Source organism: Methanococcoides orientis (assembly GCF_021184045.1).
GTDB classification, from domain to species: domain Archaea; phylum Halobacteriota; class Methanosarcinia; order Methanosarcinales; family Methanosarcinaceae; genus Methanococcoides; species Methanococcoides orientis.
Genome location: NZ_CP073710.1, coordinates 1,655,525 through 1,679,826 on the forward strand (window position 1 = coordinate 1,655,525; position 24,302 = coordinate 1,679,826).

At 43.6% G+C, this 24,302-nt stretch carries 22 protein-coding genes, 2 tRNA genes and 1 pseudogene; 8 read left to right on the forward strand and 17 right to left on the reverse strand.

Annotated features, from left to right (window positions below):
• Positions 1–164 precede the first annotated feature (164 nt).
• Positions 165–440 carry a hypothetical protein gene (locus J7W08_RS07955; RefSeq protein ID WP_048195347.1) on the forward strand — a complete coding sequence of 92 codons (276 nt, stop codon included), beginning with the start codon at positions 165–167 and terminating at the stop codon, positions 438–440.
• Between the two features lie 72 nt (positions 441–512).
• On the opposite strand, the gene J7W08_RS07960 is transcribed toward J7W08_RS07955, so the two are convergent.
• Both J7W08_RS07960 and J7W08_RS07965 read right to left on the reverse strand, forming a co-directional pair.
• The gene (locus J7W08_RS07960) at positions 513–1,343 is read right to left on the reverse strand and encodes a CPBP family intramembrane glutamic endopeptidase (protein WP_233083989.1); all 831 of its coding nucleotides are present in this window, start codon (positions 1,341–1,343) and stop codon (positions 513–515) included.
• Position 1,344: 1 nt separating this feature from the next.
• Positions 1,345–2,229, reverse strand: a complete 885-nt coding sequence (locus J7W08_RS07965; protein ID WP_233083990.1) for a DUF1616 domain-containing protein — start codon at positions 2,227–2,229, stop codon at positions 1,345–1,347.
• 301 nt (positions 2,230–2,530) lie between these two features.
• Here J7W08_RS07965 and J7W08_RS07970 point away from each other — a divergent pair, with 301 nt between their 5' ends.
• Positions 2,531–3,829, forward strand: coding sequence for a PGF-pre-PGF domain-containing protein (locus tag J7W08_RS07970; RefSeq protein ID WP_233083991.1), 1,299 nt, complete (start codon positions 2,531–2,533; stop codon positions 3,827–3,829).
• 173 nt (positions 3,830–4,002) lie between these two features.
• Here J7W08_RS07970 and J7W08_RS12330 read toward each other — a convergent pair.
• Positions 4,003–4,179 (reverse strand): annotated as a pseudogene (locus J7W08_RS12330) (phage NrS-1 polymerase family protein); the annotation flags it as partial.
• 286 nt (positions 4,180–4,465) lie between these two features.
• Positions 4,466–5,644, reverse strand: a complete 1,179-nt coding sequence (gene thiI, locus J7W08_RS07975) for a tRNA uracil 4-sulfurtransferase ThiI (protein ID WP_233083992.1) — start codon at positions 5,642–5,644, stop codon at positions 4,466–4,468.
• A 379-nt stretch (positions 5,645–6,023) separates the two neighbouring features.
• Here thiI and J7W08_RS07980 point away from each other — a divergent pair, with 379 nt between their 5' ends.
• Positions 6,024–6,200: a hypothetical protein gene (locus J7W08_RS07980; RefSeq protein ID WP_233083993.1), complete on the forward strand. Its 177-nt coding sequence runs from the start codon at positions 6,024–6,026 to the stop codon at positions 6,198–6,200.
• Positions 6,201–6,533: 333 nt separating this feature from the next.
• Complete coding sequence (locus tag J7W08_RS07985) at positions 6,534–6,671, forward strand: hypothetical protein (protein ID WP_233083994.1); 138 nt, start codon at positions 6,534–6,536, stop codon at positions 6,669–6,671.
• A 149-nt stretch (positions 6,672–6,820) separates the two neighbouring features.
• Here J7W08_RS07985 and J7W08_RS07990 read toward each other — a convergent pair whose 3' ends face one another.
• Positions 6,821–7,297 (reverse strand): toprim domain-containing protein, encoded by a 477-nt coding sequence (locus J7W08_RS07990; RefSeq protein ID WP_233083995.1) that lies wholly within the window; start codon positions 7,295–7,297, stop codon positions 6,821–6,823.
• 149 nt (positions 7,298–7,446) lie between these two features.
• Here J7W08_RS07990 and J7W08_RS07995 point away from each other — a divergent pair, with 149 nt between their 5' ends.
• Entirely contained in the window at positions 7,447–7,653 is a 207-nt protein-coding gene (locus tag J7W08_RS07995; protein WP_233083996.1) for a hypothetical protein, read from the forward strand.
• Positions 7,654–7,735: 82 nt separating this feature from the next.
• Here the strand turns inward: J7W08_RS07995 and J7W08_RS08000 are convergent, their stop codons facing one another.
• From J7W08_RS08000 to J7W08_RS08040, 9 genes are all read right to left on the reverse strand, one after another.
• Positions 7,736–8,026 carry an acylphosphatase gene (locus J7W08_RS08000; RefSeq protein WP_233083997.1) on the reverse strand — a complete coding sequence of 97 codons (291 nt, stop codon included), beginning with the start codon at positions 8,024–8,026 and terminating at the stop codon, positions 7,736–7,738.
• A 21-nt stretch (positions 8,027–8,047) separates the two neighbouring features.
• On the reverse strand, positions 8,048–9,955 hold the full coding sequence (locus tag J7W08_RS08005; RefSeq protein WP_233083998.1) for a threonine--tRNA ligase: 1,908 nt from the start codon (positions 9,953–9,955) through the stop codon (positions 8,048–8,050).
• A gap of 112 nt (positions 9,956–10,067) precedes the next feature.
• Entirely contained in the window at positions 10,068–11,156 is a 1,089-nt protein-coding gene (locus J7W08_RS08010) for an AI-2E family transporter (protein WP_233083999.1), read from the reverse strand.
• Between the two features lie 76 nt (positions 11,157–11,232).
• On the reverse strand, positions 11,233–13,281 hold the full coding sequence (locus J7W08_RS08015; RefSeq protein WP_233084000.1) for a phosphoadenosine phosphosulfate reductase domain-containing protein: 2,049 nt from the start codon (positions 13,279–13,281) through the stop codon (positions 11,233–11,235).
• Positions 13,282–13,427: 146 nt separating this feature from the next.
• Positions 13,428–14,798 (reverse strand): NADPH-dependent glutamate synthase, encoded by a 1,371-nt coding sequence (gene gltA, locus J7W08_RS08020; RefSeq protein ID WP_233084001.1) that lies wholly within the window; start codon positions 14,796–14,798, stop codon positions 13,428–13,430.
• Positions 14,789–15,640, reverse strand: a complete 852-nt coding sequence (locus J7W08_RS08025; protein WP_233084002.1) for a sulfide/dihydroorotate dehydrogenase-like FAD/NAD-binding protein — start codon at positions 15,638–15,640, stop codon at positions 14,789–14,791. The genes gltA and J7W08_RS08025 overlap by 10 nt, the downstream gene beginning before the upstream one ends.
• A gap of 237 nt (positions 15,641–15,877) precedes the next feature.
• Positions 15,878–15,950, reverse strand: a tRNA-Asp gene (locus tag J7W08_RS08030).
• A gap of 79 nt (positions 15,951–16,029) precedes the next feature.
• Positions 16,030–16,138 (reverse strand) — tRNA-Tyr (locus J7W08_RS08035).
• A gap of 252 nt (positions 16,139–16,390) precedes the next feature.
• The gene (locus tag J7W08_RS08040; RefSeq protein ID WP_048195367.1) at positions 16,391–17,596 is read right to left on the reverse strand and encodes a methionine adenosyltransferase; all 1,206 of its coding nucleotides are present in this window, start codon (positions 17,594–17,596) and stop codon (positions 16,391–16,393) included.
• A 321-nt stretch (positions 17,597–17,917) separates the two neighbouring features.
• On the opposite strand from J7W08_RS08040, the gene hisG reads away from it, so the two are divergent.
• Genes hisG through hisB form a run of 3 tightly spaced genes read left to right on the forward strand, consistent with a single transcriptional unit; the run spans position 17,918 to position 20,125 of the window.
• A complete protein-coding gene (gene hisG, locus J7W08_RS08045; RefSeq protein ID WP_233084003.1) occupies positions 17,918–18,772 on the forward strand; it encodes an ATP phosphoribosyltransferase in 855 nt (284 codons plus the stop codon).
• 12 nt (positions 18,773–18,784) lie between these two features.
• Positions 18,785–19,525 (forward strand): 1-(5-phosphoribosyl)-5-[(5-phosphoribosylamino)methylideneamino]imidazole-4-carboxamide isomerase, encoded by a 741-nt coding sequence (hisA, locus tag J7W08_RS08050; RefSeq protein WP_233084004.1) that lies wholly within the window; start codon positions 18,785–18,787, stop codon positions 19,523–19,525.
• Between the two features lie 24 nt (positions 19,526–19,549).
• Positions 19,550–20,125, forward strand: coding sequence for an imidazoleglycerol-phosphate dehydratase HisB (gene hisB / locus J7W08_RS08055; RefSeq protein ID WP_233084005.1), 576 nt, complete (start codon positions 19,550–19,552; stop codon positions 20,123–20,125).
• A 49-nt stretch (positions 20,126–20,174) separates the two neighbouring features.
• Here hisB and J7W08_RS08060 read toward each other — a convergent pair whose 3' ends face one another.
• From J7W08_RS08060 to J7W08_RS08070, 3 genes are read right to left on the reverse strand one after another with little or no spacing between them, the layout of a single operon-like run.
• On the reverse strand, positions 20,175–22,277 hold the full coding sequence (locus tag J7W08_RS08060) for a MutS-related protein (RefSeq protein ID WP_233084006.1): 2,103 nt from the start codon (positions 22,275–22,277) through the stop codon (positions 20,175–20,177).
• 23 nt (positions 22,278–22,300) lie between these two features.
• Entirely contained in the window at positions 22,301–23,134 is an 834-nt protein-coding gene (locus J7W08_RS08065; RefSeq protein WP_233084007.1) for a DUF4130 domain-containing protein, read from the reverse strand.
• On the reverse strand, positions 23,131–24,222 hold the full coding sequence (locus J7W08_RS08070; RefSeq protein WP_233084008.1) for a radical SAM protein: 1,092 nt from the start codon (positions 24,220–24,222) through the stop codon (positions 23,131–23,133). Before J7W08_RS08070 ends, J7W08_RS08065 begins: the two co-directional genes overlap by 4 nt.
• Positions 24,223–24,302 lie beyond the last annotated feature (80 nt).

Consider the following 24,302-nt stretch of genomic DNA (forward strand, 5'->3'; position numbering starts at 1 on the left):
CTAAGTAAGAATAAATGAGTCAAAGGAAACCATTTCCTTTGACCCGTTTTAGATATAGGTTGACTTAAATTACGGGTTTAACTTCTAAAAGCAAATGTTAAATTCATAAAGTTTTTATAATATACTACAATTACTTATAATAATCAAAGGAGAATGTGTGTAAAATGCTGACTAGCATAATTTCAACTACTAGCGCGGTATCATCTGCAGCTTCAAGCGCTGCATCATCCGCTGCAATATCAATGACAACCGGTATAGGATTGCCGGAATATGGCGTACTTGCAGTTATCGCGCTTATATTCCTATTATCTGCAAAAGAGATTCTGTCTGCTTCAAAATACTGGAAAAAATCAGTATGTGCTTCTCTCAATATAGGCATATTCCCATTACTTCTAGCCTTTGCAGGAATTGTGATCTTCAAGGTTGCAGAAATAATTTAAATTAACTGTCAAATTAACGGTAAAGCCTTTCCTTTACCTACTTTCTATTTTTATTGATTTCACACTTTAATGTTACACTATATGAGGCAATATTCCAAAGAGCAGGATGTTCACAAATCCGTGTACAATCGTCACGAGTAACAGATCCCTTCTTATTATGTATATTCCACCCATTATAAATCCTGCAAAAGCAGTGAATGCTATCTCATGGAAGGTACCATATCCGGAGTGCATAAAGCCGAAAAGGATACTTGCAAGTATAAGTCCCTGGTACTTGCCGATCATTTCTTCAAGTTTTGTCTGCAGGATTGACCTGAATACGAGTTCTTCAACCAGACCGACGAAAAAGATCATTATTATGGATAACTTGAGCAAGTTAAATACTGAAAGATCCGGAATCAGGTAACCGGGTTTGATGATAAAGAACTCTCCTACTGCGATAACAACACTTGCTATCAATGCAACAGGCAGTTCATAGTACCTTATATTTCTGGTAATTCCAATATCTGAATATGAGAGTTCCTGGTCCTTTACAACAACATATGTCGAAATTATCAGTGGTGCATAGATAAATGCATAGGAATAAAGTGTCATTTCAAAGAACACGGGCATTGACAGATTCAGTATCCTTAGCAGTGAAAGGAGAATAAATGCACGCAATATATGTTTCCTGTTCCTATCTTCAAATACCATTGTAGACAAAGTTAAAAATATCAGCAGGATCAAATGCATCCACATAGCAAGCTTTGTCCTGCCAGCAAACAATGACATCTCTGCAATTATTATCATCAATGAAGGAATGGCTATAGCAAGAAGGTCAATTCGGGATTGGTCAATTCCCCTTATTTTGCTAAAAAAATCGTTTTCCACGACAATATCTCCAACTTCAGTTCCTGTCTCCATTTCAGGACTCCCCCACATCGATCCATAAATGAAGATCTCGATATGGCTCAGTCATGTTATTGTTTTTGTAGAGAAGGAATTGCAGTTTCATATCATCTCCAACAGACTCAGGCGTAAAAATTACCTCTTTTTCCCAGGTTTGATTGTGTTGAAGGGTTATATGTTGTAATTCCTGCCCTATGGGAAGTGAATTATTCCCCAGGACCAGTTCTATGGAATACTCCGTATCTGCATATTCATGGTTTACAACGCCAATTATCAAGTTACCGCTTTGGCCGGCCCGGAGTTCCGTAGGATATCCATCTGCCATACCTTCAGGTCCAAGGATATAGAATTCAGTAAATTTTTCTCCTTCCTTAGGCGTAACGACCACGTATGCAAGAGTTACCACTGAAGCTAATATTGATATCACCAGAAGAATTGTCAGGATCCGGTCAAGTTTATTCTCCGGCTTCCTTGAGATCCCTTCCTTTATTGAAACATATGCTGAGGTGAAAGGTACACTAAACTCATCATCCTCAGGAAGGGAGATTCTTCTGAACACTGCTACTGCACACATCAGGAGCGTAAAGGCTGAAAGTGATATTAATATGGGTAAAAGCCTGATCCCCCATGGCGTATAGTTAAGCGCAAGTCCAATGAGGGGAACTACTGCAATACTCAGACCAAAACTAAGCGCCAGTCTCTCGATCCCGTCCAGGTCATCTCTGGCTGGAAAAAGTGCTGCTATCAATGCATAACCCGGTAAGAACAGCACCATTGGAAGCCCGAGGACCGTTCGTATTGGTGTGTTGCTCAAAGCGGGGACAGTTATGAATATGCAGGTAAGCAGGACAAGCGCGATGACGACCTGAATATCGGAGGGGATTTTATTCCTGTGGACCATTATTATTTCTCATTTGTTTATGTTTTGGTGCATTCCTAAAGATGTGACATGATTTATAAATATGTTTGAAAGGCGTTATGCAACATCCAGACTTTGATGATAATTATATTTTAGCATTTTTATTTATATCGTGCAACTTATTATACTTTTGAATTCCTTTTAGAGAGACTAAGATTAGTTTTAAACGACACAGAAATATTAGAATTATTTGCACATGTGCCAGAAACATTTATGTATAGTCAAATATCTGTTACAGTGAACGAACTTACATAAATATTCCGATATTGGTACGGTGGCATATTTGACAAAAAAGATATTTCAGGCAGGCCTTTTGCTCTTTACAGTTTTACTTATCTGTTTGCTGGTCCCTATTGCAGGCGCTTTTGAAGTTTCTCCTTCAAACCCTTCAGTTGGCGATGAGATCACTGTAAGTGGATATACGGATAAGACCGGATCAATTCCTGCTAAAGTTGTTTTTACTTCGGTCGTACCGGTAAACGATGGAACTTATCTTTATGATGCCGGAAAGGTAGAAATTCCGGAGGGTCCGAACAGTTTCCATGTGAAGGCAGTTGGTGTTGATGATCTTGAGGTTAAGGTTAAGTTCGTCTTATGGGTAACTGCAGCTCATCCACAGGCGATAGATGGAGTTGCTTCCTATTCAATGTCAGGTGTACCCAAGGGTACGTACCCTATAAAATTAAGAGGGGAGGCACAATCGGGAGAAAAATCTGTCGATATCACTATTACCGCATCAAGCAGTATTGCTGTTGAAGATGGTTACTATGAATATTCTTACTCAACCAGTTCGATACCTGCAGGTGATTTCAAGTTGACCATCGATGGTGAAAGCAAGACAATAAACCTTGCTGGCGCTTCAACTTCTTCCGGAAGCAGTGGAGGAAGTTCCGGGAGTGGCAGTATTGGAGTAAGTCCTGATATGGCTGCAAATAACGTTGTAGCTTCGGAACATACCAATTCCAGAGCTGTCAGTGGTATGCCTGTAGAATTCAATTTCAAAGAACCTCTGAACCCGGTAACATATATTGGTTTTACATCTGGAATTACTTCCAGGGATGTGCCGGTAACTATCGAAATATTAGAACATACATCTGCATCGGTGTCGAACCCCCCTGAAGGTATCGTATACAAGAACATTAATATCTGGATGGGTTATACTGGTTTTTCAAGAACTGAAAATATAATAGATGCATCTTTGAAGTTCAAGGTTGATTCCTCCTGGATCGAAGATAACAATCTTGATCCGGAAGAACTGGTCTTTATGCATTATGATGAAACCAACAATGTCTGGGAACCGGTGTCTACTGAATTGATAGAAATTCTTGATGGATACGCATATTATCAGTCAAGCCCTGAATGCTTCTCACCTTTTGCCATTGTTGGGACTGAGGAACTACCCCCGCAAGTTGTAGAAGAGTTACCATCTGAAGATGATGTAAATGAAAATCATACGTCAGTTGATGATGTAGCTAATTCAGTGATCAATGAGCCGAAAAATCCAAATTTCGGAAAGAGTCTTCTTTTCATAGTGGCAGCATCAATGTTAGGTATGTTCCTATTCTTTAAACTACGAAAATAATTTGTACTCAAAATATCAAAATTTAAATCCGAACTCGGAGGTACTTTAATTTTGTACTATCCCTACCCAGTTCTCTGAAACTCTGTACTTTGAAGCGGTCGTAGATGTCCTAGATCATCTCGGATGAAAGAGACGGCAACCTCTCCCGGATTATTTTTTCTGAGCAATCGGAGTCAATGGCAGTTCCTTGTAATTTCAGGCCTCCTATGTTGTTGTTTTTCTGAAGTTGGTGGTTCTTGTCGGTCAGATGGACATCCCCTTAAATCCCGCAAGCTAAAGCTCTTCGACTCTCTGAAGATCCTATCAATTTGTACTTCATCTTGGGTGTAGAATGCAATAATGTTGCAGAGTGCTTGGTCGCTGCACTAGCACCTCCACCATAGACGAATGGATCTTAGTAAAACTCTGGCAAAGAAGCTGAACTTTCACCCAGTCCTGATGAAGTTGAAAAAAATATTAACGAACTATTGAAAAAGAAGACTCACAGGTGTATTTTGCACATCCATTAGAATACATCGAAGAAAACATCATATGCAATTATGCAGCCATCATAAAGATACTGTAAAGCTACCACATATCTACTGTAACTACACAGATCCACTATAAAAAAAGTATGAGTGATGAAATAAAAAAACATCACTCATTGCCTATGAAGAATGATCTTGCGTTAGTGACCGAGTCCTCCACCATTTCTTCAATGTTCAGCTTTTCCTCTTCCCTGACCATCAGGTCGAATGCAGCATTGATCTCAGGGCGTGCAGGAACTGCACCACATCCGGATGTCGGCATAATGGAAATATCATAGGTACCTATACGCCTTGCAAGGTCAATGATCTCAGTCTTATCAAGTCCGATCAAAGGATGATAAAGGGGTATACCAAGTCCATATATCTCAGCATGCATGTTTGCAGCTGTCTGTGAAGCGACCTGCCCGATGGAAGAGCCAGTAACAATACCATCAGCACCTTCTTTTTTCATTATTTCATATGCCATGCGATACATAGTACGCTTGCACAGAAGACAGGTGTTCTTCTCATTGCAGTTGTTAATGAATGTATCAAGGTTCTTGCCATGCGGAACATCATACATCTTGATATCATCTGCAGGAGACCACCTCTTTAATACTTCCACACATTTGATTGCCCTTTCAAGCGCACTATCTTCAGCAAAGGGTTTATTGTTGGCATAAACCGGTATTATTTTTACACCACGCCTCATCATAAGCCAGGCTGCTACCGGAGAATCGATCCCACCAGACATTAGAACTATCATTTTGCCCTGAGTACCAAGAGGTAATCCACCCACACCTTTCACGATGTCAGTAAATACATATGCCTTGTTCTGCCTCATTTCAACGAAGATCTCACGATCCGGATCAGAAAGATCCACTTTCGGAGTCCTTCCAAGAGATTCCAGACGAGCCCAGACCGCATCTCCGCAAAGGCGTCCAATATCAGTGGATGAAAGACCCTCTTTACCCGAGCGGCGTGCACGGATGCCGAATGATTCACCATCTTTGATCAGATCAGCACCAATATCGGCACACACCTTTGCAGCAGCATCAATATCAGCTTCGACCTTTACAGCAGAAGATGTTGACACTACTCCGAAAACATCCGCGGCTGCTTTTGCAGCACCGGGATCATCTGATTCGATAAAAATACGGCCCCATTCCCTGTAAACCCTGGAGAAAGATACATCCTCCTGCTTCAGCATGGCTTCAAGGTTACGAACCAGAACCCTTTCATACAGATTCCTGACGCCCGGACTCTTGAGAGCCAATTCGCCATATCTTACAATAACCACGTCGTACATGATGCATACTTATTCATACATGTTTTTTAAGCTATTTGGTAAAGGCAAAAGTGACCAAAACATCAATTTACCGAAAATTATAAATATTGATGAGATGATTATATAGGTTTACTGTCCGACCAGAAATGTGGGGCACGATATAAATTTCGGCATCAGAAGGAATAAGGGCGTGTTTGGGGAGTGGGAAACTCAACACAACACTTAGAGTAATCTTTGTAGATCATATCCTGCAATGTGAAATTAATTGAAATTAGGGGAAAACGTAAAATGAGAACATTACACAAATGTCCAAAATGTAGTTCAAGATTGGAATTGAAAGGGGAAAACATACAGGTTTGCAAAGTCTGTAAATACTGGACAGAAGCAGGAACTGCAAGACTTGACTCCATCACAATTCTGGAGTGAGGAGAAACTTGAAAATTGCCACATGTGTGATGTGGAACTGAAGATCATGAGGATTGCCGACAACGCAATGTACTATTGTCAGAAATGCGGAAGAACGACATCAATTGACTCTGCATGCAGTGTTTCCGATCAAATTGCTTATACCGCCTGATGCGAATTGTCGGTGACAATCCTCAATTTTTTTAATCGAGGACAGAGGCGTTCCATACCATACATGAAATAACTTGGCAATACATCTTTTTTAAGCCATTTAGTAAAGGCAAAAGTGACTAAAAAGATTAATTTGCCGAAAACTATAAATATTGATGAGATGATTATATAAGTTTACTGTCCCACCAGAAATTTGGGGCACAAGGATAATTTCGACATCAGAAGGAATAAGGGCGTGTTTGGGGAGTGGGAAACTCAACACAACACTTAGAGTAATCTTTGTAGATCATATCCTGCGATGTGAAATATATTAGAAATTAGGGGAAGACGTAGCATGAAAACATTACACAAATGTCCAAAATGTAGTTCAAGGTTGGAATTGAAAGGGGAAAAAATACAGGTTTGCAAGGTCTGTAAATACTGGACAGAAGCAGGAACTGCAAGACTCGACTCAATTACAATTCTTGAATGAGGTGAGATCTTGGAAATTACCTTAAAATGTCACTTGTGCGATATTGATCTAAAGATAATGAGAATTGGCGATAACGCCATGTACTATTGTCAGAAATGCGGAAGAACAACCTCCATTGATTCTGCCTGCACCATTTCCGATCAAACTGCTTACACAGCCTGATGTGAACTGCCTGCGATCTTCCTCAATTTCGCAACATAGGAATAAAGGCTTTCCACATCTTTAATTTCTTTTTTTACCATTGAACTCAAGCGTTCACGCATGTTCATATCTACATCAATACCAAAATACCGGAGGTCTTCCGATATCTTTGATGCCAGGAGGTCACCACGACGGTCCCAGTCAGTCAGAACCATAACCTTTTTACCAGTATCAACGATCCTGGCAGAAACTTCCGTCAGAGGCCGGTGAGTTGCAAGTTCAATATCCCCCTGAAAACCCAGTTTTCTCAAAGAAATAACATCCCTTTTTCCCTCAACAACAATAAGATCACCATTATTTGAATGCTCCAGCATTTCTTCAAGAAGTTCCTCGATCAGTTCAAGTTTTCGTTGATAAACAAAAAGAGGAGCTTTCAGATGAGGCCTGCCCACTGGCATATTTGCATACTGTTCATGATCTGACATTAATATCGAATATTAGAACTCAAACATTAATAATCATACCATAAAAGTAGAACTCATCATTCCACACACATCGGATAATCTTATATAGAAATGTTAATTAAACTTTATACAGATGGAGTGATCGACCAATCCATCAAGGAGTGGTATATATGGGTTGTATCTTTTGTGGAAAAGCTTGTACAGAAGCAGGAGTCGAAGGAGAATATGGGAAAGAGGTCGCAGAAGGCCGAATTGTCGGACACACCCACATTTGCCTGGATTGTCTGGCAGAGTTAAAAGAGATCCTCGATATTGAAGAAATTGAAAAGAAGCTCGCTGAGACAGAATACGAAATCTTTGAAGAGGCTAACCACTGAAGTGGATTAATTGTCTGGCATAAATTAATAAAAAGAAGACATTCCAGACAGTTCCAACTGTCCAGAACTAACAAGAAGCAGATTATCTTTTAATAAAGAATTCGGCGAGTTCATCAGAAGTATCGACCCACATAACTTCGATGCCTTCAACATTGGAAAGTTCAGGGCCGATGCGCAGATTTTCCAATAGCTCTAATATAAGAGATCTTTTGCCCTGAGCAATAACCCTTACACGACCATCGGGCAAATTCTGGGCATAGCCCACCAGACCTAATCCGGTAGCTACTTTCTGAGTAAAGCCCCTGAAGTACACACCCTGAACCCTGCCGGAGACATACATCTCCGCACAGGTATCCTCATTATTTTCTGACATGAACTCACTTCAATTACTATCTTAGAGGAACTTTGGCCTCATGGAAAGCAACTTTGCAAGAGGTAAACTGCGGTATGGCATATCGCCTATATCGGACATAACCATTCCATTAAGCTCATCAGCAGTCATTTCGACCTTCTTTGGCTTCTTTGGTTCGGACTCAGCACGGATGGTCACATTGACCTTGCCGCTTTCCACTTCAGAATCACCAATAACCGCCACATATGGAATCCATTCACGACCTGCATCGCGTATCTTCTTACCCACGGTTTCCTCGCGGTCATCAATATCCACACGACACTGAAGAGCATCGGCAACCTGATTGGCAAATTCCATATGCCTTTCAGCAATAGGGATGACACGGACCTGCGTAGGAGACAACCATACAGGTAAATTTGGAACTTCGCCAGCTTCTGCATTCATTGCGGCCTTTTCAAGGAGGGCATATATACACCTCTCAATTGCCCCGCTTGGAGAACAGTGAAGAACAACAGGACGTTGCGTCTCACCATTGGAATCAATGTAATTTATATCATAGCGCTCTGCATTCTCCACATCGATCTGTACAGTAGACAATGCACTTGCCTTTTCGATGGCATCCACGAAGTTGAACTCGAACTTAAGGACGAAATAGAAGAACCTTGTATCCCACATTTCCACAAGTACAGGCTTGTCAACCTTTCTTGCAAGTTCTGTGATAAAGTCCCTATTGCCTTCGTAAAAGTCACGTGTAAAGCGAATAGCAACTTCAAAGTCACTCACATCAATACCGATCCTGTTCAATGTATCAATACACATGCTATACTGCTCACCGAACTGGGACACGGCACCTTCCATGTCCGGACACAATGTGTGCATATCCGGCATTGTGAAAGCACGCAGCCTTCGAAGACCCACAAGCTCACCACGCTGTTCCTTCCTGAAACTGTATCTGGTAAGCTCCATCATCTTAAGAGGAAGATGGCGGTAAGAAATGGTCATATCATGGTTCATCAGGAACTGACCGAAACAGGCAGCAAACCTGAGGAACATGTGACGTTTGTCAGACTCAATGGAATACTGACGTGCAGGGAACCTGTCAAGATACTTCTTCAAAGTCGGATGGTTCATGTCATACATCAATGGGGTTTCCACCTCCATTGCGCCGATCTTTGCAGACTCATCGAGAACGAAATTCTCAATAAGTGACTTCATCAGCCTCCCCTTAGGATAATAGCGCATATTACCGGAATCCGAGCCAGGCTCATAATCTGCGATCTCAAGCCTGCGCATCAGCTCCACATGAGGTGGTGCCTTGTCGATGTTCCGGTTCTTGGTGATCTCATAATCCACGAACTTCCTGAGATTGTCGTAGCCGGTAAAATCAAAACCTTCTGCTTCATGAAGCTCACCATCAGGAGTAAGGATACGCCAATAGGACTTTGCGGTGCTTTCTGCTTTCAGTGCTTCAGAAACGACCTCATCCTTCTTTTCTTCAACTACAACCGCTTCACCACAGGTTGCAGACTCTTCCGGCCTGATAGTACGGGAAAGTTCGGAGAGCGGATGACCCTTACAGCTGATACTAAATGCTTTGTACCAGCCAAATGGAGCTCTCATGACATTGTACTTGCCAGAAAGTTCTTTTTCGATGCTCTTGAGAACAGAGACCGCCACCTTCGGAGAGGAAAGGTCGGAGCTCAAGTGTGCATAAGGATAGAGCATCACATTTTCAGCTTTTACCTGCCCTGCAACCTTCTCTATTTCAGCAACAGCACGTTCAACTACCTGCTGCTGATCAGCCTCATCGAAGCTCTCAACGGCCATGAATGCCGTAAGTGCTTCCTCAAGACGTCCCTGCTTGAAGGACTCCTCGATCTTTTCGGCTACAGGAGTGCTCTTTTTTACCTCATATTCAATGTAATCTGAATGGATAAGTAGTAACTGCATGATCTCACCGGTTGAATAATCCTGTGCTTTAATTAAGCCAATCCTTATTAACCTTTTTCAAGTAAGTATCCCGGAAACAAAAATGGCACACAAATAAAAAAGAGATTCACTTTTACTCTGCTTGCTCAACTTCAGCTTTCCCTACGTCTACCTGCTCAGCTTCAGCCTTATCCTGACACTCCACATAAACGCGGTAGGCTGCCACCAAGGACCCCAGAAGTATCGGGGCTGCAAAGAAACCGGCAATTCCCCCAACAAATGCACCGCCGAGGAATGTCAACATAATAAGGAACGGATGAATGTGCGATTTTATACCTGCAAGATATGGACGCAGGAACAACTCAGGTGGCACGTAGATGACAATAGAACATATAGTAAAGAATATCAGAGCACTCTCAAGTCCAAGACTGAAGTAGCGTATGATCGAAAGAACGACCAATACCATGTAACCGGCAAACATAGGTATCGCAGATGCAACGAAGATGAGGGTTGCCAGTGCAAGAACATGTGACAGACCAAATGCATAGAACACAATAACAGAAAGCGTACTTACTGAAAGTGCAGCATAGGCATTGCCAATGAACACGCCACTAAGGATCACATCCATGTGATGGACATATCTTTTGACAACATTCTGATCACCATCCGGAACGATCCTGAGCATTGAACGGTAGAGCGCATCGCCATCTGCAAGAAGGAAAAAGCACATGAAAATCGCGATCATAAGATTGATCATGAACATAGCGATCCCGCGTGCATAGGAAACGAATACAAGATTACCAAGAAGAGGCAGGATAGAGAGAGATGAATCCCATATCGTCTGCTGGATCTGTTCATAGTAGGCATTAGGTATGTTGAGATCGCGTATAAAATCGAACAGAGAACCAAGTACAACAGTTTGGTTCTCAGATATCCAGACGATCTGGTTAGCGATCTCGACAATACCCATGCCAAGTATCAGCGTAATTGGTGCCACAATGAACATCGTGGCAATGAAAGCACCTAAGTGACGTTTCCTCTTCAATGGCATATAGATAGGACGTGCTATATATGCAAAAACAAGTCCCAACATTATACCATCAGCAAGCGGCAGCAAGATGTAGACAAAAATGGAAAATAGCATAACTATAGCTATTATTACAAGGACCTTCCATCTGGAACCGATCTGCCGGGACAGTTCATTCGATATGTTTGCGACCATCAAAAACACGCATTTAATTTTAACGAATAATAATATTATTTTTCATATAATATAACTATAGCACACTATTAATACTTCACTCAAAGGAAGTTCTTCTCGCGGACCTACCATCCATTTTCAGTATGTCAGAGAGAAGCCTGTCCGAATATTTCAAGACAACACAGGCATCCGTACACCTTCCACAACGTATGCATTCATCACTTATGAACAGCTTTCCCTTTTCAGATCCAAGAGTAATAGCATTAACAGGACAGACCTTCAGGCATATGCCACATTCCGTGCACTTGTTTATCCGCATCAGTTGTTCTGCTGTCCTTTTGAGATACTCCCTTGCATCATCCTCAGTCCTTGCAGTAACCTTGAGACTGCCAGAAGAGAAGAACTTTATCGAATCACTGCCCGTCCTAACAAGCAACATGCCAAGATCTTCTGAGAGAACTGTAGTCCCCAGAATGTTCAGCACTGCAGCAGCCTCGCTTAAAAGCACCCCACTAACAGCTGCTTCAACGGTGTAACCGCCTTCCCTGCAAGGAGAAAAACCTGAAGTTAGAATGATAGCAAAATCCTCATCCTTCCGGACCTGTTCAGTCTCAATTCCAAGATCCTTAGCAAGATTTACCATCTTAGGTGGCAACTCCTTCCAGCGCCACAACCCATGCCTCACATATTCGTCTGAAAGCCCTCTGGAACGTGCCCACTTTAGAAGATAATCATTCCACCTGCCATATAGTGATGGATGGATCTCACGCAACCTTTCATACTCTGCAGACAATTCCGCAGGGCACAGGTAGCAGCCCACCCGCTCAAACCCTCTATCATAGAGAGGATTGTACTCCAGCCCACGCCAGTGTATGTAAAGCCATACCTCAATGGCACGCCAGTCCCTTATAGGGAAAATGTTCAACTGGTCGGGAACAAAGGGATTCTTTTCACTGGCAGCAATATTTGCCCTGGAAAATGACTCATGCTTTCGCTTTCCATCGATGGTCAGGCAAACACCACCACCTTCAGTGCAACGGTCGATTACACGTCCGGCAGGAGCAAGTTTACAGACCTTGCAGCACCAGCGGAAATCCTTTGCAGGAGGACCGAAGCTCTCAAGGTTATCCCAGAAAGCATTTTCTGCTTTTTCTTCGATAAGTTCAATACCCCGTTTTTCACAGTGGTCGTGCACAAAATCCACAGTCTCCGGAAACTCGATCCCGGTGTTCAGGAAGAAAGCACCCACATCCCTGCTCTTAAGAGCACTCAATGTTAGGTCCAGGACCACAAGACTGTCCTTTCCCCCACTGAAAGATACATGCACAGGCAATTTCCGGTAATCTTTCTGGTTTGCAATGCCCTTGATGGTGTTCATTGCATTCTTCCCTAATTGCCTCAGGTGATGGAGATTGGCCTTTATTGCATCATCCATTACAGATATCTTTGGACTTAGCACCATAGTGTTGGCCTGAATTTTTCTTACCCGAATAACCGAGCCTTCTGCCTGACCCATGTCCTTACTATTGCACAAAGCAATACCAGAACCAACGAGATTGCCAGACACCACGATCACAGGATCTCCTTTTTTGATGTTATTACTAAAGTGATCCAGCAGCTCTGCCTGCACTTTCTTGCCATTGAGATGGGATCTTGTCTTCTTCAGGACAACCGTCCTGCTGTCGGTCACAGAGTGGAGTAACTGTGCACCAGTTGCAGATAGCTCGAAACGATATGCCATCACATGCATGTCATAGAACAACACACCGATCTTCAACCCGTCGACGATCACCTCATCAGTCTTATCATCGCCGGGAATTTTGTTAAGAAGGACCAGATGCTCACCAATAGGATCGCAGCCATATTCGGACAAAAGCAGATCCCCAAGTACCTCACGTTCATAAGGCGAACAGAAACGTATGTCACCTGAACCTGAAAGTTTCACTTCAAGGATCTCGCCGTCACAGGAACCACATTCTGGTTTGAGAAGAGGTACATTGCATTCCTTGCACCAGAATATACGAGGATTCTCCTGTCCGGCAGGTTTCCTGAAACCTTTTTTCTTTTCACGATAACCTTTGTTGCTTTTATTGCCTTTTTTAGAAGGAGATTTATGCATCTGTGAGTCGGCCTTTTTTAAGTGCATTGACATAAAAATGGGAGTTGGTGTTCATAAATACTTCCATAACACATCATTAATACCTGCATTTAATCGAGACTTGCAGTTCATTACTGATAGAAAAATAAAAAGAAATGCAGATCGTTATGACCTGCTTCAAGTATTCCTCAAACTTATTTTGAAAGGTAATCGTTGATGGTCTCTGCAGCCTGTTTGCCTGCACCCATCGCACTGATAACTGTAGCCGCACCGGTCACAGCATCCCCACCTGCGCAGACCCCTTCAAGGGAGGTCACACCAGCCTCGTTCACAACAATGGTTCCCCATGGAGTGACCTCAAGGCCTTTTGAACCATCAAAGATTATAGGATTAGGAGAAGTACCGATCGCAATGATCACAATATCTGCATCGATCACATGCTCAGAGCCTTCCACTGCCACAGGTCGCCTACGGCCCGATTCATCCGGTTCGCCAAGCTCCATCTTGATACATTCCACACCATTGACGGACATGTTCTCACCTTCAAGGATGCGAACAGGGTTGTTCAGAAGACGGAAGATGATACCCTCCTCCTTTGCATGCTCGATCTCCTCGCGCCTTGCAGGAAGTTCTTCATCACTGCGTCTGTACACAATGCTGACCTCATCAGCACCAAGCCTTCGAGCACTGCGTGCTGCATCCATTGCAACATTGCCGCCACCAACCACGATGACATGGCTTCCTCGTTTGATAGGAGTATCAGATTCAGGGAAACGGTATGCTTTCATCAGGTTAACGCGGGTCAGGAACTCATTTGCAGAGTAAACACCGTTCAGGTTCTCTCCCTCGATACCCATGAACTTTGGAAGACCTGCACCGGTTCCAAGGAAAACTGCATCAAACTCATCCTCGAGCTGGTCAAGGGTCTTTATGCGACCGATCACATAGTCGACCTTAAGTTCCGCTCCGAGCTTCATGATGTATTCAACCTCTTCCTTTACAATTGCCTTTGGAAGCCTGAATTCAGGGATACCATAGATCAATACGCCACCAGCCTCATGCAGAGCTTCGAACATGGTCACAGAATGACCTGCCTTTGCAAGATCCGATGCTGCAGTAAGCCCGGCAGGACCGGTACCTACGATAGCAACTTTCTTGCCGGTTGACTCGGCTACCACTGGATCCTTTACACCTGCCTCGCGCTCACGGTCCGCACAGAATCTTTCAAGACGTCCAATGGAAATAGGTTCACTCTTCTTGCCAAGGATACAGAGCTTCTCACACTGCTCTTCCTGCGGACACACACGGCCGCAAACTGCAGGAAGGGTGTTCGTTTTCTTGATAACACCGATAGCTTCCTCGAAATTGCCTTCTTTCATCTTAGAGACAAAGCCAGGAATGTCGATGTTCACAGGGCAACCTTCCACACACTTTGGTGTTTTGCATTCGAGGCAACGTTCTGCTTCAAGCATAGCCTGCTCTTCGGTGTAGCCTAATGCAACCTCTTCAAAGTTATGAATACGTTCATCAGCAGGTTGTTCAGGCATTTCCTGTGTTATTGACATTTGCAATCATCCCCGCAGCCTTTTTTATAAGTATCAAGAGATTCCATTTCCTCTTTGCGATATAATGATAAGCGGCTCATGAGAAGGTTGAAGTCAACATCCTTTGCATTGAACTCAGGACCATCCACACATGCGAACTTGGTCTCGCCACCAATGTTCACACGGCATCCGCCGCACATACCAGTACCATCCACCATGATCGGGTTAAGGCTTACAATGGTCTCCACATCATAAGGATCAGTGACACCTGCAACTGCACGCATCATTATAGGAGGACCAATGGCTACGATCCTGTCTATCTTCTCATCACCATCGAGGAGTTCCTTGACAAGGTCTGTGACAAAACCGTGGTGACCTTTAGAACCATCATCCGTTGCCACAAGAAGCTCGTCACTTACAGCCTTCATCTCACCTTCAAGGATAAGCAGGCTTTCGTTGCGAGCACCAATTATGGAGATCACCTTGTTACCGATCTCGCGGTATGCCCTTGCCTGAGGATAAACAGGAGCAATTCCAACCCCTCCACCCACAAGCACTACAGTGCCGATTTTTTCTATCTCGGATGCTTTGCCCAGAGGACCTACGAAGTCCTGAAGCTCATCCCCTGCAGCCATTTTAGCGAGTTGTTTTGTTGTTTTGCCCATTTCCTGGAAGATAATAGTAACAAAACCCTCGTCTACATCATAATCTGCAATTGTCAGAGGGATCCTTTCACCCTCTTCATCAATACGAAGAATAATGAACTGACCGGGCTTTGCAGCCGCAGCCACATCAGGAGCCTCGATATTCATCAGGTGCACATCCGGCACCAACTGACGTTTCTCTACTATTTTGTATGCCATTAGATCACTTTCATAATGCAATAGGAAGTACGCGTACTTTTCACCAATATATTAATGTTACCCAAGAAATATTCATCTTATTTTAAGCTTTCTGTATTACTCAGAAAACAGTACCCTAAGACTCGTTCAGGGAATAATTAAAGGATGAACTGGAGGTTAATAGTAATAGTTTAAAGTTGATAAACATTTGTAAAAATTAGAAAATGTTTACCGACAAAAATTGCCGGTAAAATTGTACGCCCGAACCGGGATTCGAACCCGGGTCGGAGCCTCGACAGGGCTCCATGATAGGCCTCTACACTATTCGGACATTGCGTTTGATTGCTGTTGTGAGCACACCCTAATACGCTGCCAGATATATATACCTTTCGCGTTTTTAGGATGTTTAGTCCCGCCTCCCAGACTCGAACCGGGGACATCGCGGTGCCTGCGCGGTATGTGCGACAAGTCGCATGAACCATACTACAGCCGCGCACTCTACCACTGAGTTAAGGCGGGCCTCGCTGAACTTAGCATCCATTACACCCCACCACTGTGAGATGCAACCCCTCCATATCCATAATCATACTTATTCTTTTCGCCGCCTGAGCGAAAACAAGCCAAAGAATGGAATAAATAACATGAAATCTCGCAAAAAAGAGTATTAAGTACAAAAGAAAAGGACCACAAATACAAAAAACAAAAAGAAATGGCAGTTACAAGACCTTTTCCCGGTAACTGCCCACTTTTTAAAGAATTATTCAGATATTCTCAGAAGGTCATGACGTCGCCGTTGACGACCATATCAGTGATCTTTGTAATGTTCTCAAGCCAGTCATCAATGACAACTTCTGCCTCAGACCTTATGTTAGCGAAGTTTGCACCTTCTTCAGGAATAATACGGGCATTTGCCACCAATGGCTGGTCAATAGGCTGTCCTATCTGAGAGAGCAACTTCACATGAACATCGCTGACCTCATCCACTGCACTTACGACATCTCTTGCCATCTGTGTGGACAGGATATTGTAGATCTTACCAATGTGATTGATCGGATTCTTACCACTTGTTGCTTCCATGCTCATTGGCCTGTTTGGAGTGATGAGACCGTTAGAACGGTTTCCACGTCCGACTGAACCATCGTCACCCATCTCTGCAGAGGTTCCTGTAACGGTAAGGAAAACACAGTCGCATCCACCTTCAACATCATCCGCAGTATTGATATGGGCGAATACATTCCTTTCAGTATACTTGGTAGCAAGGTCAAGGACATACTCGGTCATCTCTTCCTTTGCATTGATATAGTGGTCCATATCATCAATGTGCTTTCCCACCATACCACAGCAGATGGTAAGGGAAATATCGTCTTTGTCCCTCAGGCCCATTACTTTGATATCTTCACCAATTCCAGGGATCTTCTTCTTTTTAAGATCGGTAAGAAGCTGCCTCTCGGTATTGTAAACGATCTGCTCAAGTTCTGAGAAAGGAGCATGACCTACACCAAATGATGTGTCGTTTGCCATGGGCACATGGTCCCTGTGGAAAACATCCCTGAGATCAGAAGACCCGGTTCCAAGCTTACAGTCGATGATCATGTCGCGCTCCATATCCATGTCAACAATGGTGTTTCGGACATAGTCACGTGCAGCTTCAAGAGCAACTGCCTCAACAGGGATCTCCATGCCATCGAATGTCTTGGTTGCCCTTCCTACAAGGAGAGTATAGATAGGCTTGGTGACCTCTCCGCCACCGAACTGAGGGTTAGACCTTCCTGCAACGATCTGAGTCTCATCAGTGTTGTGGTGAAGTACTGTACCGCACTTGTTGATGTATTCCTTACAGAGGGCACGGCTTACAGCCTCTGCCAGACCATCACTGATACTGTCCGGATGACCTATACCTTTTCTTTCTACAAGTTCGATTTCCTGCTTCTCGATTGGGGTCTCGTGAAGGTGTTCAACTTTGATATTTCGTATCATATTTAGCCTCTTATAGTAAGTTTAAGACGAACAAGATTGAGATTTATATAAATTGAATGGTCTTTGGAATTAGCCTATAAGATGAATAAATTATATAAAATCATTACTACCCGGGTTTTATTTAATTACTATTGGTTATAATGCCACATATATACAAGGAATATGACAAATGAAAGAAACGAGAAAGAGGAAAGTAACTCAGGACTACCCATGCAATACTTATAAAGGATAAATGTGTTTCAGAACATAATTCCCAAAAAAATTAGACTAATCGATCATTATCAAAAATACAGATCGTTCCGATCTTCAGAAGGACTTCAAATGATACGTATTGCAATACCCAACAAAGGGAGATTACACGACCCCACAGTAGAACTGTTCAAAGAAGCAGGACTTCCGGTACTCGGAGGATCTAACAGAAAACTGTTCGCAAAGACCACAGACCCGGAAATAACCTTCCTTTTCGCAAGGGCTGCAGACATTCCTGAATATGTACAGGATGGTGCCGCAGATGTAGGCATCACCGGACTTGATCTTATATCTGAGACCGAATCAGATGTAGAGATCCTGCTTGACCTGAAATATGGAGGAGCAGACCTTGTACTCGCTGTTCCGGAAGATTCGGAGATATCATCTTCAAAGGATCTCGAAGGCATGCGAGTAGCAACTGAATTCCCGGGAATCACATCCAGATACTTTGAGAACATGGGAGTGGATATCGATGTTGTAAAGGTTAGCGGCGCCTGTGAAATGACACCACACGTAGGCATTGCTGACGCAATTGTGGACATTTCAAGCTCCGGAACAACACTCACCATGAATCATCTGAAGATGATCGAAAAAGTATTTACTTCATCCATCTACCTCATAGCCAACCATAAAACACTGGAAGCAGAGGAGAAGATCCAGCATATCAAGACAGCTCTTGAAAGCGTCCTCCATGCCAAGCAGAAGAGGTACCTGATGATGAATGTGCCATCTGACAAGCTTGAGAAAGTAAAAGAAGAACTTCCCGGACTTGCCGGCCCTACGATAATGAAAGTGGAATCCAAGAAGGATATTATGGCAGTCCATGCTGTAGTCGATGCAGACATTATATTTGCCACTATCAACAAGCTCAAAACTGCAGGCGCATTTGACATACTGGTCGTACCTATTGAGAGAATGATTCCCTGATGAGGCTACAAAATGAGCTTTGAAGTTATCCCTGCAGTTGATATGAAAGGTGGGAAATGTGTCCAACTTGTCCAGGGCGTCCCCGGAAGCGAAATGGTTTCCCTTGATGACCCCGTACAAGTTGCTCTTGATTGGGTGTCACAGGGAGCAAAGACATTGCACCTTATCGACCTTGACGGTGCGATCGAAGGAACTCGCACAAATGCACCAATCATCAGGAACATCGTAGAAAAATGCAAGCCACAGGGCATCTACATACAGGTCGGCGGAGGCATACGTTCCTTTGAGGATGCTACCACACTACTCGAGATCGGTGTTGACAGGGTCATCCTCAGTACTGCTGCATTAAAAGATCCCGAACTTATCAGCAAGCTTTCTGCTGAATTTGGAAGTGACAGCATCAATGTTGCCCTGGATTCGAAGAACGGGAAGATCTCCATCGAAGGCTGGACAAAAGAGTCCGAGCACACAGCAGTGGAGATGGGATCCCTGTTCGAAGAGAAGGGAGCTGGCACCATATTGTTCACCAATATAGACACAGAGGGGCTTTTGAGCGGAGTTGACCCTAAACCAACTGAAGAGCTTGTAAAAGCCGTTAACATACCAGTGATCGCATCTGGCGGAGTCACAACACTTGAGGACATAATAACCCTAAAGAACACAGGAGCAAGCGGGGTTGTTGTAGGAAGTGCCCTCTACAAGAAAAATTTCACATTGACGGAAGCAATAAATACGATCACTAATGAAATTTAAGTACAGATCGGCAAGAGGAACACTATGAGAAATGCAAAGATCGAACGAAAGACAAAAGAGACGGACATTCGCATGGAACTTGACCTGGACGGCACAGGGTTATCAGAGATCAATACAGGGATCGGGTTCTTTGACCATATGTTCACGTCCTTTGCAAGGCATGGAAGTTTTGATCTGAAGATCGACGCAACCGGCGACCTGATCGTTGATGAACACCACCTCATAGAAGATACTGCTATTGTCCTTGGCCAGGCGATCGCAAAAGCAGTCGGCGATAAGAACGGGATCGCAAGATTCGGAGAGGCACGCATACCCATGGATGAAGCCCTGGCAGATGTGGTCCTTGATCTGGGCGGTCGAACTTACCTTGTGATGAATACCGAATTCGAATCAGCACGCGTGGGAGAGATGAATACACAGCTGGTCAGGCATTTCTTTGAGTCTTTAACAGAGAATGCAAAAATGAACCTGCATGCAACTGTTACAGGCTACAATGACCACCACAAGATAGAGGCACTTTTCAAAGCCTTTGCCTATGCACTACGCCGTGCAGTAAAAGTCGAAGGTGAAGGTATCAAAAGCACAAAAGGCGTGCTTTAAAGTTAATTATCAAAATGTACTTCCCAGATAAGCCCTGAGTAACAGAGGCTTACTGGAACTTTTCTTTTAATTTCCCATAGAACTCTTGTTCAATGCCATCAGACCTTCTTGAGAGTCTTTCAACTATGAGCTCAGGCGTACTCTTTGCCACATAATTGTATCTTGGAGTCCTCTCCACGATCAAATTAAGGTCCTTGTCAAGACCACTTGCTTCAATTCCATCAACACGTACAGGGCATTCAGTGTTCTCAAGAATCAGCTCCGAAAGATGTGATACGAATATAGACATACTATTGGTGTTCTCTGAAAGGACCTCAAGAATACCGCCGATTATCTTTGCAGAAGCACCCGGCTCAGTAATGGATTCAAGTTCATCCGCAAGCACGATCTTGGGAGAGTTGTTAGCAACTACCGAAAAATCAACAAGCGTAGTTTCAAATGCACCTGCATCAAGTGTTCCCTTAGATTTTCCAAAATAATAGAAACCTTCTGTAAGACCTATCTCAAGATATTTTGCAGGAGTCGGGAAACCCATGTGAGCCAGAATTATGCATTGTGCCACCAACTCGAGCATAGATGTCTTTCCACCGGAATTCACACCACTCAATAATACAACGCCACTTTTGTTCCCATCAGGATCGCGTGTAGTCCCTCCAACTGAATAATCAATAGGTACCACCGAACCATGCCTTGTTTTTATGAAAAGGTTCGTAGCATCTTCAAATGCAATGCCGCAACTTTCGATCAGGTCCGGCATCTGGAGATCGTAATTCCTGGCAAAACAGCCTATGGAAAAACCAACATCGAAATCCAGGGCTTCACGCACCATTTTTTGTGCAATGTCATGGTATCTGGAAAGTGCCTTTGCAATATTGCGTTTGTGCTGGACCTTCTTTCTCTTTATCTGGTTGGCGATCTGTTGCTTGAAGGCATAAAGGTGTTCCTGCTGCACTTCCAGCGGATGCGAGATCTCTTCCGGGAAAAAGGATTCCAGGAGCAATAACTCACCTTTCTCAAGATAAAGTTCATTTACAAGCCTCGCCTTTGCATCCTTTACAACAGAATTATAGGAATGGTAAAGCTCCTTTTCAAGCAGGTCCTTTATCTCTATTTTACCATTCATGACCTTCAGCATATCCTGACCGCTGAGAGTGAGTTTACTTTGTTCAAGACAGGAATCAAGGGTTGTGTTTGCAGCGGATATTACTTCCGAAACACATTCATCCAATTTATCAGAGATCAGAACAAGGCGATCGATAGCAACATCTGACCCGGCTTTCACATCCCCGCTACTATCAATAAGAGAAAGTGTGCTTTTGAGATCCTCAAGGTCATTGTCTCCGATCTCCCCTACAAAGCCGATCCCTGATGCACGCAACATCTGTGCCATTTGGATAGTACTTTCAAGGGAAACGAGATTCTTTGCGAAGAATGCAACCTCTAGTTCAGGGACCATATACCACATATCAACTTTCTGAACATCCATTAGAAATTCAGGATCAATGTCTTCAGGAAGATCGAAAGCCATGCATTTATCATCTGCTGCCACAACATGTGAATAACCTCTTGCGACATCCACAAATTCCCCCCCGCCCTTTACAAGCTGGACGTCCATCAGATCACCATATATCTGCTTTGCGACCTGATACTGTTTGCTGTCGGTCGTCAATATGGCACGATCACGTATCTTCGGGACCGCACATTTGCATTCAAGTGTCTTGATACATGACAGCAGGGATAAAAGATCCTCATTATCACCCATTATGCGAGCTGTTTCCATGTAGCCTGCTGTAGCCGTGCGTACTTCCTCGATCTTATCCCTTTTACTTTCCGGATAGGGTATATAGACATGCAGCTTGTCCTTTGCATACTTTGTATGACTGAACTGCTTAATGATATCAAGAAGACGTTCATAGATATCAACACCCTCTTTTGTCTTTAGAAAATCATTCATGGTAACCCCTTCGAACTGCGCCCGAACCTCATGCACCAGGGAGATAGCATAACGCTGACCGACACCTTCAACTTCGGATATACCTGCAATATCCCCACCCAGAATAGCTTCAAGGGCAGCATCTTCACTGCCAAAATGCTCTTCAAACCTCTTCGCCATCTTCTCCCCTATACGCGGAATATCCTGTAGACCTTTCATAATGTCACCTTATATTCAATCGATCATGCAAAACTGTCCAGCCTGCAACTGGATATACCTCTCTCGACCTTGTACCGGTCCCTCTTCGCCATCTTGCTCATGGAAGCTGAGAACTTTGGCTGCACCTTCTTTGCAAGACCGATATTTCGACGTGACTCTATCATCTGCGAATCGTAATAGACATCCCACAGATCATCAATATTATCTGATTCTGATGTTGACTGGAGACTTTCAATAAAAGCTGACGTTATCTTTGCAAAGCGATCAAGTCCTATGAGATCACCATTGCCTACCCATGCCACGGAATTAACCATAACAGCAACAGGAACATCAGGATTCTTCCTTGCCAGCCAACCGCAGAAAAGTTCGCCTATATCGTGTGGCGAATCGATCACAACAGATAATATCCCACCTTTGAACTCCGGTCGTGAGAACATGCATAGTCTTTCATATGCCCTTGACACATCACGCATGTAATTGTAGTACCTTTTTGCAAGCCGTCCCTTGCCGGAATAAAGCTGATCAGTATCCCCATTGCAGGAAATGATCAATTGTACCAGTTCAACCGGGTCACAGTCCTTGTGCCTGAGAAGAAGATCAACATAACGTTTCGGGTTCGGATCAAAGCGTGCCATTCGTGCCTTTCGTTTGCCAAAGATCTCTTTTGAAAGAGATTCGATTCTTGCGCAAGGAGTAAAACCTAATCTTTGGACTTGCTCATTAGAACCTGAAAAACTAAGTTTGCGATCAAGTTCCGGTACATCCTTTGCAAAAACCAGTTCAGCACCAGGATTATCCCTGAAACAGGAGCAGGCAAGCAGGACACCATCCACAGTAGGACTGAAAGCTATTATCATGAACATGCCCCCATGAAAGATGTCAGATTTGCCTGTCTTGAACCGTTTATCGAGATGTAGGGGCGTGCATGGGTTACAACAACACCCATGCGTGCGAGTTCCTGTTCAGAAGCTATGGGACGTGTACGTATGATCCTGTTCGCACTTATCGGACCGATTCCTGGTACCAGAAGCAGATCGGACATATCCGCAGAATTGATATCCACCGGAAATCGATCAGGTTGTGATTGTGCCAGCATTACTTTAGGATCGGAATTTCCAAGAAAACCATTTTCATCATAGACATCATCAAAATCATTTGCATTCAACCCATAATCCTTCAGCAGGAAAGACATCTGATACAATCTCTGTTCACGCCATTTCGGTGAGGGATTGCCGCCCTCAAGCGGAGTATCAGGAACAGGGTCAAAGCTCATAAAATATGGTCTTCGAAGCTCATATTTATCCATGAACTTATCGACAGTTCTCACAATATCCTTGTCAGATTCCGACACTGCACCAACCACGAACTGGGTATCGTTGGCTCCGACCAACCTGCCCATCCCGGAATATTCTTTCCTCTTCTTTTGTATGAGGTCCTTTGTCCATTTGAGTCTCTGGAGAACATCGTTCTTGTAATCGAAATTCGGGCAGATCTCCGAATAGTTAACTGAATTTGTGGTCTCTGCATTTACACCGAACTTGTTTGCATGTTCAGCTATCTGCTCAAGTAAGTATTTGGGAGTACCCGGCATCACTCGTATGTTGATGTAACCTTTGAATCCCTGCCCCCTCAAAAGCTCAACAACTTCTAATTGCTTCTGCGAGGTTTGCTCGGCATCACCCATTATGCCGGAAGAAAGGAACAAGCCCTCTATAGCATTCCTTCTGTAAAAGGACCAGGTAATCTTTGCGATCTCCTCAGGAGAAATTGTTGCTCTCAGAGTATCCCGTTCACAGCGATTCGGGCAATAAGCACATTCGCCTGCACAGGAATTTGATAATAAGGTCTTATAAAGTTGTATGCATCTTCCATCGGGACCGAACGCATGGCAGACTGCACTCTGGTTGCAACTGTCATATTTAGTTCCTGAGGAGAGTAATTTCATTCTCTCCGATAATGTCAGGTGTTGTTCGTTCCTTCGATCAGCAATCATCAATTGATAGATTGCAGCGTAGCTATATAACC

Excerpts from the sequence above, each read along its gene's own strand:
- J7W08_RS08000 (WP_233083997.1), bottom strand. The coding sequence starts at position 8,026 with ATGTCAGAAAATAATGAGGATACCTGTGCGGAGATGTATGTCTCCGGC.
- J7W08_RS08010 (WP_233083999.1), bottom strand. The coding sequence starts at position 11,156 with ATGGTCGCAAACATATCGAATGAACTGTCCCGGCAGATCGGTTCCAGA.
- gltA (WP_233084001.1), bottom strand. The coding sequence starts at position 14,798 with ATGTCAATAACACAGGAAATGCCTGAACAACCTGCTGATGAACGTATT.
- hisB (WP_233084005.1), top strand. The coding sequence starts at position 19,550 with ATGAGAAATGCAAAGATCGAACGAAAGACAAAAGAGACGGACATTCGC.
- J7W08_RS07990 (WP_233083995.1), bottom strand. The coding sequence starts at position 7,297 with ATGTCAGATCATGAACAGTATGCAAATATGCCAGTGGGCAGGCCTCAT.
- J7W08_RS07965 (WP_233083990.1), bottom strand. The coding sequence starts at position 2,229 with ATGGTCCACAGGAATAAAATCCCCTCCGATATTCAGGTCGTCATCGCG.
- J7W08_RS08005 (WP_233083998.1), bottom strand. The coding sequence starts at position 9,955 with ATGCAGTTACTACTTATCCATTCAGATTACATTGAATATGAGGTAAAA.
- J7W08_RS08070 (WP_233084008.1), bottom strand. The coding sequence starts at position 24,222 with ATGAAATTACTCTCCTCAGGAACTAAATATGACAGTTGCAACCAGAGT.
- J7W08_RS08060 (WP_233084006.1), bottom strand. The coding sequence starts at position 22,277 with ATGAAAGGTCTACAGGATATTCCGCGTATAGGGGAGAAGATGGCGAAG.
- J7W08_RS08040 (WP_048195367.1), bottom strand. The coding sequence starts at position 17,596 with ATGATACGAAATATCAAAGTTGAACACCTTCACGAGACCCCAATCGAG.
- J7W08_RS07995 (WP_233083996.1), top strand. The coding sequence starts at position 7,447 with ATGGGTTGTATCTTTTGTGGAAAAGCTTGTACAGAAGCAGGAGTCGAA.
- thiI (WP_233083992.1), bottom strand. The coding sequence starts at position 5,644 with ATGTACGACGTGGTTATTGTAAGATATGGCGAATTGGCTCTCAAGAGT.
- J7W08_RS08025 (WP_233084002.1), bottom strand. The coding sequence starts at position 15,640 with ATGGCATACAAAATAGTAGAGAAACGTCAGTTGGTGCCGGATGTGCAC.
- J7W08_RS08065 (WP_233084007.1), bottom strand. The coding sequence starts at position 23,134 with ATGATAATAGCTTTCAGTCCTACTGTGGATGGTGTCCTGCTTGCCTGC.
- hisA (WP_233084004.1), top strand. The coding sequence starts at position 18,785 with ATGAGCTTTGAAGTTATCCCTGCAGTTGATATGAAAGGTGGGAAATGT.
- J7W08_RS07985 (WP_233083994.1), top strand. The coding sequence starts at position 6,534 with ATGAAAACATTACACAAATGTCCAAAATGTAGTTCAAGGTTGGAATTG.
- J7W08_RS07960 (WP_233083989.1), bottom strand. The coding sequence starts at position 1,343 with ATGGAGACAGGAACTGAAGTTGGAGATATTGTCGTGGAAAACGATTTT.
- J7W08_RS07955 (WP_048195347.1), top strand. The coding sequence starts at position 165 with ATGCTGACTAGCATAATTTCAACTACTAGCGCGGTATCATCTGCAGCT.
- J7W08_RS08015 (WP_233084000.1), bottom strand. The coding sequence starts at position 13,281 with ATGCACTTAAAAAAGGCCGACTCACAGATGCATAAATCTCCTTCTAAA.
- hisG (WP_233084003.1), top strand. The coding sequence starts at position 17,918 with ATGATACGTATTGCAATACCCAACAAAGGGAGATTACACGACCCCACA.